The organism is Kineosporia babensis (assembly GCF_021129305.1).
GTDB lineage: Bacteria > Actinomycetota > Actinomycetes > Actinomycetales > Kineosporiaceae > Kineosporia > Kineosporia babensis.
In genome coordinates, this window is sequence record NZ_JAJOMB010000011.1 from 122894 (window position 1) to 135581 (window position 12688).

Consider the following 12688-nt stretch of genomic DNA (forward strand, 5'->3'; position numbering starts at 1 on the left):
GGCTACACGCGGGTGAGCTCGTAGTTGCCGTTCGCGCTGCCTTCCGGATCGATCCGCTGCATCACCTTGAACGCGGTCCGCAGCACCTGCGGGTCGTGGGTGGCGCCGGCCTGGGTCAGCCCGGCGATCAGTTCCTCGCGGTCGGACTCGGGCTGGTTCACGTACTCCTCCAGCGCCTGCAACGCCCCGGGCCGGCCGGCCAGGCGCTCGCGCAGCACCGAGTACAGACTGGTGAAGTCGTCCTCGACGGCACCCAGCATGGTGTTGGTCTCGGCCTTCGACTCCCCGGCGACGACCGCCGTGAGAATCAGCGACATCGGTTCCATGATCACCCTCTGCGTACCTCGACGGCTCCTGACCGGTTCGATTCTGGTCGCCGGCCGCTGCGGTCGCACCTCGGGCCGGTAGCTCCCATACTGGGCAGCCACCGGATCAGGAGGCCGACCGTGACCCAGCCCCGCGTCAAGATCGATCCCGAAACCTCGCTCGGGCCGGTCGAAAAGCTGCGCGAACCGTTGGAGGACCAGCTCAGCTCCGCCTTGCAGGTGGCGGTGCAGAAGGTGGACAAACGTTACGCCGGCGAGAGCCTGGACGAGGTGCAGCACGACCTGCTCGAGACCACCAAGGCCGGGCTGCACCCGGACGTGGCCGAGGCGTTCCGGCCGAACCAGGCGCAGCTGCGCGACGTGGCGGCGGGGATCGTCGAGGAGGAGTGAACCTCACCCCGGACGGGCACCATGTGCTGATCAAGGGCCGTAAGTGGCGGGCCACCGACCCGGAACTGCCCGAAGAGGTCGGCGCGGTGCTGCGCAAGGAACTGATGAGTGCCCGGCGAGCGGTGGGCGCGGCCCTGAAGGCCGAGAACACTGAAGCCGAGCGGGCCGCCCGCGACCGGGTGCAGCGGGCCAAGGTTGCCCTGGGCGAGCGCGGTACTCCGTGGTGGGAACAGGATTCGGACGATCGGAAGACGCGCTGGGAACCGCTGTATCGCGAGCTCAGCGGAAATGGAAGTTAAGTTTTTCCACCCGGCCCACTCCTAACCGGACCTGGGAATCCCGGGTACCACGAGCGTCCGCTGGTAGATCGCCCGCAAACCACCTGGCCGCGCTTCGGCATAACGTAAATCCGGCCCATTAATTCACGGTCAAACGGCCGTCCCGGCGGTCCCGGGCGAAATTGACCCGGCACGGTCACGGCTGCGAAGTTGCTGAGGGTTCATCCCGCTCGGACAACTTCGGGAGTTGCTGTGAAACGTCGCCGCGCAACAGTTCTGCTCAGTGCTCTGGCTCTGGTCGGGGCCGGCCTGGCGGTCGCCGTGCCGTCGCTGACGGCGAATCCGGCGGTGGCGGCCGAGGCGTGCGGCAGCGGTAGTTTCCAGGCCGAGGTGGTCAAGAGCGGCTCCACGTGGACGGCCAGGAACGGCAGCCGCACCGTGTACACCGGCTCGGACATGCTGAGCGCGGTGCAGGGCGGGATCAACAGCCTCACCGCCAACCGCACCGCCAAGGAACGCGTGGTGGTGCGGGGCGACGGCTCGATGCCCGCGAACCAGCGGATCCGGATGGCCAGCTACACCACGCTGGACTTCTGCGGCACGATCACCACCACCGGCTCCGGGGCGACCGACATGGCCCCGATCTACGGCCGCGGCATCACCGACGTCGAGGTGCAGCATCTGAACGTGAAGGGCGCGCCCTGGTACGGCATCTTCATGCGCCAGGTGAACAACCTCACCCTGGGCCAGATCACGATGGATCTGCCCGGCGGCGGGATCGGGGTGCGGGTGGACAACAACAACGCCACCGCGTTCTCCAGGAACTTCACGCTGGACACGCTGAGCGTGCAGAACGCCGGCTCACACGCGCTGGAGACCTACGGCATCGACGGGGTCAAGGTCGGCACCGTCACCGCCCGGAACGTGGGCGAGTCCGGGGTACTGCTGAACCGCACGATCAACGCCACGATCGGCACCGTGGACGCGGAGAACGCGGGCGCCGGGACCGGATACGCGGCGTTCCGGATGGCCAACCGCAACGGTCTGGTCGGCTCCTCGTACCCCACGAACATCAAGGTCGGCACGGTGAAGGCGCGCGGCGGCGGCCGGGGCATCTTCTGTGTCTCGGAGAGCGGCGGAGCGACGATCGACAAGGTGGACATCAGTGGCACCGGCAACAACGCGGTGCTCATCGAGAACTGTCACAACGTGGACATCGCACCCGGTGGCGGGACCATCGCCGGGCCCGGTAACGTCCGTCTCGCAGCGCGCTCGGAGTTCGCCAACAACACCGGCATCACGCTGCGGAACTTCACCCTGTCGAACAGCAGCCTGGTCGAGAACCCGTGCGTCAGCGGTGGGCTCAGCTATTCCGGGGTGAAGGTGAGCAACTCCTCGGTCAGCCGCTGCTGACCCCCTGATCGCCGGTGGAGGCGGGCGCCGATGCCCCGGATCCCGTCTCCACCGGCTCTTCCTCCTAAAACCGGTCGGGCCCGGAAGGCTCAGTTGGGCGTGAACAGGCCCTGGATGCCGACCACCACGGCGATCAGCCCGAAGATGGCCAGGATCAGCGGGGCCCCCTCGGGGGTGGCGCTCTGGCTGCGCAGCGGCGGCCGGCCGGTGATCTTGTCCCACAGCAGGATCACCCCGACGGCCACCCCGACCACCTCGAAGTGGAACAGGTGCGGGCCGCTGACCAGGTGCACGATCAGGTAGTAGCCGCCGGTCACCAGCGCCACCACGCCGACGATCCAGGCCCACGGATCGATCCGGGCGATCAGCCCGGCGCCCCGCTCACCACCCCGGGGCAGCATCCGCAGCAGAGGCAGGCCGAGCAGCAGCCCGCCGACGATGGTGGACAGGTCGAGCAGGAGAGCGATCACCGTGAGCTCCGGATGGCCGATGGGACGTCGAGGCGCTCAGGTCGGTGAGCCCCAAAACCGTAGCAGAACGTGATCAATCCGCAGGTTCACGACCGTGAACGGGCAGGGGACGGCCCGGCGCACTACCATCCGGAGTCACGTGACGGAGGGGGAACCATGCACGTGCACATGGTGGTGTGGGGCGAGCCCGGGGAGCAGCATGTCGCCTCGCTGGAGAGCTGGCTGCAGCTGGAGCCACAACTACGCCGGGCGCCGCTGCGCCGCGGCCCGGAGGATCAGCTGGTGATCACCCTGCCGGACGACGCCGCCCCGAAGGTCCTGGCCAGCTCACTGAGTACCTGGCTGAGCACCCGGATCGGGGATGTCCGGCTGAACGTCACCGGGCCGGACCGCACCTCGGTCGAGGTCACGGTGGCCAACATCGCCGACCACGACGAACTGCTGGGCCAGGTCCTCAGGAACTGAGACCGGTACTCGGGATCGTGGCCCGCACCCGGATCGCGGCCGGCTGCGTGTAGAGGGCGCCGTCGGGGATCCCGGTCACGCCGTCGAGGAGCACGTCGATGCCCGAGGTCAGCCAGGTCCGCGCCACGGTGGTGAAACCGTCGGCCTTCCAGGCCTGGTTCAGGCAGCGCATGGCCACCGAATGGGCTTGGCGCACGCTTTCTTCGGCCACCGCCAGGCTTTCGACCGGACGGTCGAGGCGTCCCCGCTTGAGGCAGTTGCCCTTCAGCAATTTCGTCAGCAGGTCGGGGTCGACCGGGGTGCTTTGCGTGGGCATCCCGGCCGAGGTGCGCTCAAAGGCGTCGAACCCGAGGGCCAGAGCCAAGGCCAAGAACCCGGCGTTGCTGGTGCGCGCGGTGACCGTGCCGCCGGGGGTGAGCGCGTCGGGGTGCAGTTCCAGCGTCGAGCCACCGCTCAGCAGCGCGCTTCCGGGCTGATCGGCCAGGGCTTCCAGGGCGCGCGGCAGCTGCACCCCGTCGCGTAGCTGACGCATCCGCCAGGAACGCGGAAAGCCGACCGTGACCGGATAGCCCTGCGTGTTGACGACTTTCAGCACCGCCGTGCCGTTGTCCAGGCCGTAGCACCAGCTGATCCGCTCACTGTTGGCCGCGGTCACCCGGACTCCGGCCTGCTGCGCGGCGGACTCGTGCTCGCACTGCGGATCGGCCGCCTTCACGTCCAGCACCGAGCGGTAGGTGGTGGCGACGGCGTTGCGCAGCTCGGAGAAGTCCCAGACGAACGCGTTCCACCAGGCCTGCTCGTAAACCTCGGCGGCGATCGTCTTGCGGTCCGGATCGTACTGCGCCGGAACGATTTTCCACTCGCCCTGCTCGTACCGGCCGAGCACGGCGGCAGCCTCTTCGTCGGCGCTGGTGGGCAGCGGCTGCATCTGGACCGGGAAGCTCAGCCGTATCGGGCCGGACAGCTTGGCCCCCTCCAGCTTGAGCTCGTACGCGTCGCGAATGCTGAGGAAGGGTGAGGGAGCGACCGGGGCGCCTTGGGACTTGCGCAGAGACAAGGTGCCTTGCCCCGAGACCGAGCCGGCCGGAACGTCGACGACCGGTCCGCCCGGCACCACCACCCGTCCCCCGGCCGGGCCGACCACAGCCGAGACTCCGGGCTGAGGTTCCACCACCGAAGCCACCTTGGCGACCCGGACCTCCGGATCGGTGCAGCCGGCCAGCACGACGGCCGAGCACACCAGAACCAGCAGCTTCTTCAGCACGATCGCCCCGTTCGGTCTCGGCCTGCGGTCTCGCCGGAAACGACCACGGTAGAACCCGGTCCCGGTTCACCGGTCGCTACCGGCCGGTCTCGGCAGAACAGCCGATGGGCGGGAGCAACGGACGTTCGCCCAGCCGGCGAGCGCAGGTGGCGGTCCGAGGGTTGCGGGGCAGCTGCGGTAGGCGTGGGTGCCCGGGCAACCCTAGAGTTGCGTGACTATGACGGACGAAGAGCGTCTGAGCGATCTGGCGGCGGCTACGCACTTCGTGCTGCTGGACTTCGACGGGCCGGTCTGCGACCTGTTCGCCAACCTGCCGGCCGATGCGGTGGCGGCCTCGGTCCTGGACGAGCTGGAAGGCATGCTCGGCGGGCCGGTGGACGAGGACCTGGCCGACATCGACGATCCGCTGGACCTGCTGGACGGGGTCTCGGAGATCTACCCGCAGCTGCTCCCGGCCGTCGATTCGGCGGTGCGCGAGGCCGAGGCGGACGCCGGGGCGCTGGCTCCGCTCACCGCCGGGGCGGTGGACTTTCTGCAGGTCTGCGTGGACAGCGGGCGCCGGCTGGCGATCGTCAGCAACAACGGCGCGGAGGCGGTGCGCACCGTGCTGGATCTGCACGACCTGAGCGAACGGGTGTTACACGTCCAGGGTCGTGATCCGGACCCGCGGCTGATGAAGCCCGACCCCACTCCCCTGCTGCAGGCCATGCGGGCGCTCGGTGCCGATCCGACCAGGACCACGATGATCGGGGACTCCTCCAGCGACATGCTGGCCGCGCGGGCCGCCGGGATCGAGGCGATCGCCCTGCTGGAGGCCGCCCCACCCCCGGCGACCCCCGATGCCGGTCAGGCCTGGGTCGCCGGGATGGACCAGCTGGCAGAGCTTTTCAGGCGATCAGAGCCTCGTACTCCTCGGCGGTGAGCAGCTTGGCCGTCTCCTGCGGGGTGACGGTGAACAGCCAGCCGCCGTCGTACGGGTCGGCCGCGATCAGCGCCGGGTCGTCGACGATCGCCTGGTTGACCTCGGCCACCACGCCGGTGGCCGGGGAGTACAGGTCGGAGACCGACTTGGTGGACTCCACCTCACCGCAGGCGTCACCCGCGGTCACCGTGGCGCCCACCTCGGGCAGGTCCACGTAGACCACGTCGCCCAGGGCGTCCAGAGCGAAGGTGGTCAGGCCCACGCGCACGGGCTCGGCGGGGAGTTCGGCACCGGGAGCGAGCAGGATCCACTCGTGCTCAGCGGTGTAGAGACGGTCGGCGGGGTTGGCCATCGGGAACTCCTCAGGAACGCTTGTAGAACGGGTACGGGGTGACGTCGAAGGGCAGCAGCGTCCCTCGCACGTCCACCTGCAAGGACTGGCCCTCGCCGGTCGGGTCGATGGCAGCCGGGTCGATGTAGGCCAGGGCGATCGGGTGGCCGAGGGTCGGCGAGAGCGCGCCGGAGGTGATCACACCCACGGTCTGGCCGGCGGCGTTGAGTACCGGGTGACCCGCTCGGGCGGCGCGGCGGCCGGTGCCGGTCAGGCCGGTCAGCACCCGCTCGGGCGTCTTCTCGGCGGCCTGGGCCAGAGCCTCCTGGCCGACGAACGGCTTGCCGAGCTGGACCACGCGGCCCAGACCGGCGGCGTACGGGGTGGTCTGCAGGCTGAGCTCGTTGCCGTACAGCGGCATCCCGGCCTCCAGGCGCAGGGTGTCGCGGCAGGCCAGCCCGGCCAGCCGACCGCCGGCGGCCTCGGTGGCGGACTGCAGGGCCTGCCACAGCGGCACGGCCTGGTCGGCGCCGATGTACACCTCGAAGCCGTCCTCACCGGTGTAGCCGGTGCGGGCCAGCAGCACCGTCAGCCCGGCCAGCTGAGCCGGCATGCAGGCGTAGTAGCGCAGGCCGGCGATCGCCGCCCGCTCCTCGTCGGTGCCGACCAGCTGCTGAACGATCGCCTGCGAGGCCGGGCCCTGCACCGCGAGCAACGCGGTCTGCGCGGTCTCGTCGGTGATCTCCACGTCGAAGTCCTGGACCCGGGCGGTCAGCGCCTCGAGCACCACGGCGGTGTTCGAGGCGTTCGCGATGACCAGGTACTCGTCCTCGTCGAGCCGGTAGGTGACCAGGTCGTCGAGGATGCCGCCGCTCTCGTCGCACAGCAGCGAGTACTTGGCCCGGCCGACCGCGATCGCCGAGAGCCGGCCCACCAGAGCGTGGTCCAGCGCGGCACCGGCCTGCGGGCCGTACAGCCGGATCTCGCCCATGTGGCTGAGGTCGAACAGCCCGGCGGTGGTGCGCACGGCCTCGTGCTCGGCCAGCTCGCTGGTGTACTTCAGCGGCATGTGCCAGCCGGCGAAGTCGGTCAGCCGGGCGCCGTGGGCGCTGTGCACGTCATGCAGCGGGGTGGGGCGTGGCGTGGACATAGCTGCCTTCCGGAATCCATCGCGACCGGGCCGCACCTGGGGTGCGCCGGTGAGCCGATTCCTCCCCGCTCTGTCCTGGGACCTGAGAGCTTGACCGCGTTCGGCGACGCGGCACTTCACCTTCGGTAAACCGGCATCGGGCCGGATTTCTCCAGAGTTGCCTCGTCGCGACGGTATCTGGGCCTGAGAGATTCCTGGGGAGGCGTTGCTCCTACGGCGCCTCCTGCCGCTGGTTCACGGAGGAAGGCTCTCCCGTCGCGCGTCGACGGCGTATTCAGTTCTCAGTGCAGCTGGCAAACTTATCATCGCCGGATGACGGAGCCACTTCCGATCAGAGCTTTCCGGATCTGCGTGGTGATCAGGTCCAGCACCTCGGTACTGGTGGCGAAGTTGCACCGGACCATCTCCGGCCCGCCGCCGAAGTCCGGGCCCGGGCTCATCCGCACCTTGGCCACCCGCCGGAAGAACTGCCCGGCATCCTCGCCCAGCTCCGCACCCGAGCAGTCCAGCCAGGCCAGGTACGTGGCATCGGGTAACCGCAAGCTCACTCCGGGCATCTCGGCCACCGCCGCTGCCAGCCGGCCCCGCTGCTGAAGCAGATGGGCCCGCACCCCGGCGAGCCAATCGTCCCCTTGTTCCCAGGCAACCCGGGTCGCTTCCACGCCCATCACATTCATCACGCCGTGCATCTCCGGCGGTTGCGAGTCCCACCGCCGGCGCACCGCGGCCGAACCCAGATGGGCAACGGCTGCTCGCAGCCCGGCGATGTTGAACGCCTTGGTGGCCGACGTCAGAGTGACGGTACGGGAAGCGATCTCGGGGCTCAGACCGGCGAACGGGACGTGCTGGTTCGGATCGTGCACCAGGTCGGCATGGATCTCGTCACAGATCACCAGCAGGTCGTGCCGATCGGCGAATTCGGCCAGCCGGAGCAGCTCTTCGCGCTCCAGCGCAGCCCCGGTCGGGTTGTGCGGGTTGACCAGCAGCAGAACCTTGGCATCGGCGAGGTTCTCCAGGCGGTCGAAGTCGTGACGCCAGTGCCCGTCCTGGAAAGTCAGGGGCAGCCGGATCGGCGCACGGCCCATCGCGGGCACCGTGTTACGGAAGGGCGGGTAGTTCGGGTCCTGCAGTACCACGCCGTCGCCCGGCTCGGTGGTCAGGCCGAGCAGGATCTGCAGGCCGGAGATCAGGTCGGCGATACCGCGCACCTCGTGCGGATCCGGCTGCCAGCCGAACCGGGCGGACATCCGCGCGGCGAACGGCTCGGCCAGCGGGTGCGGGCCGAATTGCCAGTCGGGGTAGGTCACGTCGCCGCGCTCCAGCTGGTCGGCCAGAGCCTGCCTGATCACCGGCGCGACCGGAAAGTCCATGTCCGCCACCCAGGCAGGCAGCATCTCGGACCCGTACCGGGCCCATTTCACCCCGTGCTTGGCTCGTAACCAGCTCAACGGGGGTTCGAACCAGGGGACGTCCGTGTCCGGCGAGGCGGGACTGGTCATCGATGACCCTCCAAGGGTTCTCAGCTCGGCGCAACCCGGATCACCAGTCTCACATGTCAGGCGTCCGAGCACTGAGCGTCACCGCCGGGCCGGACATTGACCCAAACCGGTTGCCCGCTGGGCCGAATGCCGGAAACCCACTTCACCACCCACGTCCCTGATTCCGATGACCTGCTGAAACACACTCGGTGAGGGGACTGCGGATGAGCACGGCCACGGACGACACTCCCCCGCAGAGCCCACCTACGGCCACCGACGAACTGCTGCACGACATCGCCGAGGAAGCACCCCTGCGCGATCCGGTGCGCCGCCGTCGGCTGCTGCTCGGCCTCGGGATCGTGGTGCTCGTGGTGGCGGTCGTGCTGGGTGGCCTGCGGCTGGGCGGCCTGCTCGGTGGTCCCAGCGAGGCTGAGAAGGACCAGGACGCGCTGGTCCAGGTGCAGGAGCGGATCCTGCCCGAACTGCGCGAGCTGATGAGCCAACGAGAGACGTTCTTGGCCGCCGAACGCCTGTACCTGCCGGCCATGCAGGAGGCGGGTGAGCAGGCCCGGGTCTACAACCGCCGTTACGCGGCCGGTCAGCGCCGCACGCCGGTGCCCGATCTGGCCGAGCAGACCAGCGATCTGGAGCAGGTGGTGCGGGACACGACCGCCCTCGGCACCAAGCTGACCGAGGCGAAACCCGGCGCCGGCGTGACCTCCGAGGCGCACGACTACCTGCTCTCGGCCGTGCACACCCTGACCCGCAACGCCGCCCGCAACCTCCGGGTGCTGCAGCGCAGCCGGGGACCGTACGTCCTCACCCAGGTCAACAACGAGAACGCTCTGACCGCGATCAAGCGGATGAACAAGTCTCTGCTGTACGTGCTGGACGCCGCCCAGCTGCCGGTCGCGGACTTCGACCTTCCGGGCGGGACCGACAAACACCCGCACGACCACAGCACCTTGATGTAACCCGAACCAGGCGTACACTCGCTGACGTGTCTGGTTCCTACTCGTGTCCTCCGCCCGCTGGGCGTCTGGAGGTTGCTGGCGCCCTCCGCGCCGGCACGAGGTAGTTCTGCCCTCAATCGGTGACCAGAGCTCCGCGCTCTGCACGGCCCTTTGCGGCCTTCGGCACCCCCTTTGAGACCACTGTTCCCGGCCGCCCGACGAGGCTGCCGGGCGATCAGACATGAGGCAGAACTTTGCGTTCCATCACCGAGAAGCAGATCCGCACATCCTTCGTGAACTCCACCCTGCGTGAGCGCAAGGAGCTCGTGCTGCCGGAGAACTTCGCCGAGCTGGACTGGGAGAACCTGGACTACCTGGGCTGGCGCGACCGCAAGTACCCGAACCAGGGCTACGTCTTCGCCGAGATCGACGAAACCCTGGTCGGCGTGGTGCTGCGCCGCTCCGACGGCCTCACCCGCAGCCGTCCGCTGTGCAACTGGTGCGAGGACGTCACGCTGCCCAACGACGTGGTGTTCTTCAGCGCCCGCCGGGCCGGCAAGGCCGGGCGCAACGGCAACACCCTGGGCACCCTGGCCTGCGCGGACTTCGAGTGCTCGGCCAACGTCCGGGTGCTGCCGCCGCCCGCCTACGAGGGCTTCGACCGTGAGGCCGCCCGCATCCAGCGGATCGAGGCCCTGCAGCTGAACGTGTACGCCTTCGTCAGCGCGGTCGTGAAGGACGAGTGACCTGAGGCACAGTCGATCGCACAACCTCCGCACAGGGTCGCGCGTCGTACCGAGGTGATGGTCACGTTCAGGTCTGCCGGCAACCCGCCCGGGGTCGGTGAGGAGTTGCCGGCTCTGTCGTCGCTCGATCCACAGAGCGCGGTCGAGGCGTTGTTCGACCGCTATCAGTTGCGCATGCTGCGGGTGGCGACCGTACTGGTCGGGGACCCGGCCCAGGCCGAGGACGTGGTGCAGGACGCGTTCCTGGCCGTGTACAACAGCTGGGACCGGATCCGGAACAAGGACGAGGCGGTCGGGTACCTGCACCGCAGCGTGATCAACACGGCGCGCTCGCGATTACGGCGGCGCTCGGTGGTGCAGCGGCTGGCCGGGCTGCGGCACCACGACCAGATCAGTGCCGAGGACGCCGTGCTGAAGGCACAGCTGCCCGGGCCGCTGACCGCGGCGCTGGCGGCGCTGCCGCGGCGGGAGCGGGAGGTGGTGCTGCTGCGGCACTACCTGGATCTGTCGGAGAAGGAAACAGCGGACGCTCTCGGGCTGCGGGTCGGGTCGGTTAAGGGGTACGCCTCGCGCGGCCTGGCCAAGCTGCGCAAGGTGCTCGACGGGAAGGAGGATCAGCGATGACGGACGACGAACTGCTCGCCCAGCGGCTGCGGGGGCAGATGGACGAGGAACTCGGCGACATCCAGGTCCGGGCCGGTTCCCGCGAGCGGCTGCGCCAGGGCATGCGCAAGGAGAAGCGGGTGCCGTGGTTGCGGCCCTCGATCATGGTGCCGGTCGGGGCGGCCACTGCGATCGCGGCCACGGTGCTGGCGATTCCGCTGCTGCTGAACCAGGACGACCAGCAACGGGTAGAGGTGGTCCCGGCTGGGCCGCCGGCGGTGAGCAGCGTCCCCGCCGAGCCGGCTCCTACGCCGACCGAGTCGGCGGTCGAGAAGCAACCGAAGGTCGCGCCGTCGGCAGAGCCGTCGTCCTTGGAGGATGCGCCGACCGACGACAGCCGGAAGAACCGGACGCCGGAGCGCACCGAACCCTCGCAGGCCCCGGTCCGGGAGACTGAGAGCAAGCTCCGCCCTGATGCGCCGGAGTCGCCGACGGCGGCCACCGAGGACCCGACCGAGGCCCGGCCGACTTCCGAGGTGCCCGGTGCCACCCAGGAACCCATCGTGGCCGGCGACGCCGAGTAGTTGCCGAACTACTTCTGCGGAAATCCTGGCCCGGCACAACCTTTCTGATCGGCCGCGAGTCGTTCGTTCTGTGATCCGGTGCCGCAGTGGCCCTCCGGTCCGGCCGGATCACCGAACGAGGAGGAACGATGCGTAAGACCAAGCTGGTTGCTGCGGTTCTGGTTTCGGCGGGACTGCTGTTCGGGGCGTCCGGCACGGCGATGGCGGTCAGCTCCGACACCAAGCCGGCCGAGACCCCCCGCCCGGCGGCCACGGTGGAGGACGAGGTCGCCGAGGCCGTCACCACGCCGGCCGAAAAGCGGCAGCCGACCCAGGAACCGACCGTGGCCCCGAGCCCTGACACCACGGAAGAGCCGACCGAGGCTCGGCCGGTCCCGGCCGACGAGATCGCTGAAGCCGTCCCGGCCAAGCCGGTTCGGGGCAACCCGAGCTTCACCGGCTGAGCCTGGTGCGCCGAATTTTCCGTGGTCGCTCCGCCGGGCTTCGTGCCCGGCGGGGCGCCCCGCAGATCCTGACCGCTTCGGTGATCGCCTGCGGCGTGCTGCTTTCCGGATGTTCCTCCAGCGAACCCGAGGCGAGTTCAGCTCCCCCGGCGCCGCAAGCGTCTCAAGTTGAAAGCCAGGCCGAGGCGGTGAGCCACCTGGAGAACCTTTCCGAGGGCAGCAGTTTGGTGGCAACCGCGACCGGCGCCGAGGTTTCGGTGTTCAAGAAGCCGGGCGGTAAGAACGGGAAGTCGCTGGCCAGCCCGATCGAGAGTGGCGGCCCACTGACCTTCCTGGTGACGGACGAGCAGGACGAGTGGCTGAAGGTGCACCTGCCGACCCGGCCGAACGGCTCGACCGGCTGGATCTCCCGGGACGAGGTGCAGCTCTCGACCTCGCCCTACCGGCTGGTGGTCTCGATGCGCAAGCACCAGCTCCAGGTGCTCAAGAACGGCCAGAGCATCGGTGAGCACGAGGTCGGGGTGGGCAAGGCCGCGACGCCGACGCCACCCGGGGAGTACTACCTGACCGAGCTGATCCAGCCGAACAACGCCGACGGCGCCTACGGGCCCTACGCGTTCGGCATCTCCGGGCACTCGGACACCCTGCAGAAGTTCGCCGGCGGGCCTGGGCAACTGGGGCTGCACGGGACGAACCAGCCCGACAAGCTCGGTTCGGACGTCAGCCACGGCTGTCTGCGGCTGGCCAACGAGGTGATCACCGAGCTGGCCGAGACGCTGCCGCTGGGCACCCCGATCGAGATCCAGGCCTGAGACCCCTCGTCCGTGATCACGCCGAGCAGGCGTGATCACGGACCGCCCGATCGGCCCAGC

General features: G+C 69.3%; 17 protein-coding genes and 1 riboswitch. Of the genes, 11 read left to right on the forward strand and 6 right to left on the reverse strand.

From position 1 onward, the window contains the following. Positions 1–2: 2 nt before the first annotated feature. Entirely contained in the window at positions 3–317 is a 315-nt protein-coding gene (locus tag LR394_RS20735; RefSeq protein ID WP_231444439.1) for a hypothetical protein, read from the reverse strand. Between the two features lie 129 nt (positions 318–446). Here LR394_RS20735 and LR394_RS20740 point away from each other — a divergent pair, with 129 nt between their 5' ends. The 3 genes from LR394_RS20740 to LR394_RS20750 all read left to right on the forward strand — a co-directional run bounded on the left by LR394_RS20740 (position 447) and on the right by LR394_RS20750 (position 2407). Further along, entirely contained in the window at positions 447–716 is a 270-nt protein-coding gene (locus LR394_RS20740) for a hypothetical protein (protein ID WP_231444440.1), read from the forward strand. Further along, positions 713–1015 (forward strand): hypothetical protein, encoded by a 303-nt coding sequence (locus tag LR394_RS20745; RefSeq protein ID WP_231444442.1) that lies wholly within the window; start codon positions 713–715, stop codon positions 1013–1015. Before LR394_RS20740 ends, LR394_RS20745 begins: the two co-directional genes overlap by 4 nt. Positions 1016–1246: 231 nt before the next feature. Then, positions 1247–2407 carry a hypothetical protein gene (locus LR394_RS20750; RefSeq protein ID WP_231444444.1) on the forward strand — a complete coding sequence of 387 codons (1161 nt, stop codon included), beginning with the start codon at positions 1247–1249 and terminating at the stop codon, positions 2405–2407. An 89-nt stretch (positions 2408–2496) separates the two neighbouring features. On the opposite strand, the gene LR394_RS20755 is transcribed toward LR394_RS20750, so the two are convergent. Next, on the reverse strand, positions 2497–2877 hold the full coding sequence (locus tag LR394_RS20755; protein ID WP_231444446.1) for a hypothetical protein: 381 nt from the start codon (positions 2875–2877) through the stop codon (positions 2497–2499). 156 nt (positions 2878–3033) lie between these two features. Between LR394_RS20755 and LR394_RS20760 the strand changes: the two genes are divergently transcribed. After that, positions 3034–3342 carry an effector-associated constant component EACC1 gene (locus tag LR394_RS20760; protein ID WP_231444448.1) on the forward strand — a complete coding sequence of 103 codons (309 nt, stop codon included), beginning with the start codon at positions 3034–3036 and terminating at the stop codon, positions 3340–3342. Here the strand turns inward: LR394_RS20760 and LR394_RS20765 are convergent. After that, on the reverse strand, positions 3332–4606 hold the full coding sequence (locus tag LR394_RS20765) for a hypothetical protein (RefSeq protein WP_231444449.1): 1275 nt from the start codon (positions 4604–4606) through the stop codon (positions 3332–3334). The genes LR394_RS20760 and LR394_RS20765 overlap by 11 nt on opposite strands. Positions 4607–4823: 217 nt before the next feature. Here LR394_RS20765 and LR394_RS20770 point away from each other — a divergent pair, with 217 nt between their 5' ends. After that, positions 4824–5528 carry an HAD family hydrolase gene (locus LR394_RS20770; RefSeq protein ID WP_231444450.1) on the forward strand — a complete coding sequence of 235 codons (705 nt, stop codon included), beginning with the start codon at positions 4824–4826 and terminating at the stop codon, positions 5526–5528. Here LR394_RS20770 and gcvH read toward each other — a convergent pair. The 3 genes from gcvH to LR394_RS20785 all read right to left on the reverse strand — a co-directional run bounded on the left by gcvH (position 5494) and on the right by LR394_RS20785 (position 8508). Continuing rightward, complete coding sequence (gcvH, locus tag LR394_RS20775; protein WP_231444451.1) at positions 5494–5880, reverse strand: glycine cleavage system protein GcvH; 387 nt, start codon at positions 5878–5880, stop codon at positions 5494–5496. The two genes, LR394_RS20770 and gcvH, sit on opposite strands and share 35 nt — an antisense overlap. Before the next feature lie 10 nt (positions 5881–5890). Beyond that, the gene (gcvT, locus tag LR394_RS20780) at positions 5891–7009 is read right to left on the reverse strand and encodes a glycine cleavage system aminomethyltransferase GcvT (protein ID WP_231444452.1); all 1119 of its coding nucleotides are present in this window, start codon (positions 7007–7009) and stop codon (positions 5891–5893) included. A gap of 161 nt (positions 7010–7170) precedes the next feature. Beyond that, positions 7171–7274, reverse strand: a riboswitch (glycine riboswitch). Positions 7275–7311: 37 nt separating this feature from the next. Continuing rightward, positions 7312–8508 (reverse strand): MalY/PatB family protein, encoded by a 1197-nt coding sequence (locus LR394_RS20785; protein WP_231444453.1) that lies wholly within the window; start codon positions 8506–8508, stop codon positions 7312–7314. A gap of 203 nt (positions 8509–8711) precedes the next feature. Between LR394_RS20785 and LR394_RS20790 the strand changes: the two genes are divergently transcribed. The 6 genes from LR394_RS20790 to LR394_RS20815 all read left to right on the forward strand — a co-directional run bounded on the left by LR394_RS20790 (position 8712) and on the right by LR394_RS20815 (position 12628). Next, a complete protein-coding gene (locus LR394_RS20790) occupies positions 8712–9461 on the forward strand; it encodes a hypothetical protein (protein WP_231444454.1) in 750 nt (249 codons plus the stop codon). A gap of 233 nt (positions 9462–9694) precedes the next feature. Next, on the forward strand, positions 9695–10186 hold the full coding sequence (locus LR394_RS20795; RefSeq protein WP_231444455.1) for an FBP domain-containing protein: 492 nt from the start codon (positions 9695–9697) through the stop codon (positions 10184–10186). A gap of 57 nt (positions 10187–10243) precedes the next feature. Beyond that, a complete protein-coding gene (locus LR394_RS20800; protein ID WP_231444457.1) occupies positions 10244–10810 on the forward strand; it encodes an RNA polymerase sigma factor in 567 nt (188 codons plus the stop codon). After that, positions 10807–11373 carry a hypothetical protein gene (locus tag LR394_RS20805; protein ID WP_231444459.1) on the forward strand — a complete coding sequence of 189 codons (567 nt, stop codon included), beginning with the start codon at positions 10807–10809 and terminating at the stop codon, positions 11371–11373. The genes LR394_RS20800 and LR394_RS20805 overlap by 4 nt, the downstream gene beginning before the upstream one ends. 128 nt (positions 11374–11501) lie before the next feature. After that, the gene (locus LR394_RS20810; RefSeq protein ID WP_231444461.1) at positions 11502–11816 is read left to right on the forward strand and encodes a hypothetical protein; all 315 of its coding nucleotides are present in this window, start codon (positions 11502–11504) and stop codon (positions 11814–11816) included. Between the two features lie 5 nt (positions 11817–11821). Then, positions 11822–12628, forward strand: a complete 807-nt coding sequence (locus LR394_RS20815; RefSeq protein WP_231444462.1) for a L,D-transpeptidase family protein — start codon at positions 11822–11824, stop codon at positions 12626–12628. Positions 12629–12688 lie beyond the last annotated feature (60 nt).

What these genes read in the sequence shown, in the direction of transcription:
- gcvT (WP_231444452.1), bottom strand. Translation starts at nt 7,009, where the DNA reads ATGTCCACGCCACGCCCCACCCCGCTGCATGACGTGCACAGCGCCCAC.
- LR394_RS20735 (WP_231444439.1), bottom strand. Translation starts at nt 317, where the DNA reads ATGTCGCTGATTCTCACGGCGGTCGTCGCCGGGGAGTCGAAGGCCGAG.
- LR394_RS20790 (WP_231444454.1), top strand. Translation starts at nt 8,712, where the DNA reads ATGAGCACGGCCACGGACGACACTCCCCCGCAGAGCCCACCTACGGCC.
- LR394_RS20760 (WP_231444448.1), top strand. Translation starts at nt 3,034, where the DNA reads ATGCACGTGCACATGGTGGTGTGGGGCGAGCCCGGGGAGCAGCATGTC.
- LR394_RS20810 (WP_231444461.1), top strand. Translation starts at nt 11,502, where the DNA reads ATGCGTAAGACCAAGCTGGTTGCTGCGGTTCTGGTTTCGGCGGGACTG.
- LR394_RS20770 (WP_231444450.1), top strand. Translation starts at nt 4,824, where the DNA reads ATGACGGACGAAGAGCGTCTGAGCGATCTGGCGGCGGCTACGCACTTC.
- LR394_RS20800 (WP_231444457.1), top strand. Translation starts at nt 10,244, where the DNA reads ATGGTCACGTTCAGGTCTGCCGGCAACCCGCCCGGGGTCGGTGAGGAG.
- gcvH (WP_231444451.1), bottom strand. Translation starts at nt 5,880, where the DNA reads ATGGCCAACCCCGCCGACCGTCTCTACACCGCTGAGCACGAGTGGATC.
- LR394_RS20785 (WP_231444453.1), bottom strand. Translation starts at nt 8,508, where the DNA reads ATGACCAGTCCCGCCTCGCCGGACACGGACGTCCCCTGGTTCGAACCC.
- LR394_RS20805 (WP_231444459.1), top strand. Translation starts at nt 10,807, where the DNA reads ATGACGGACGACGAACTGCTCGCCCAGCGGCTGCGGGGGCAGATGGAC.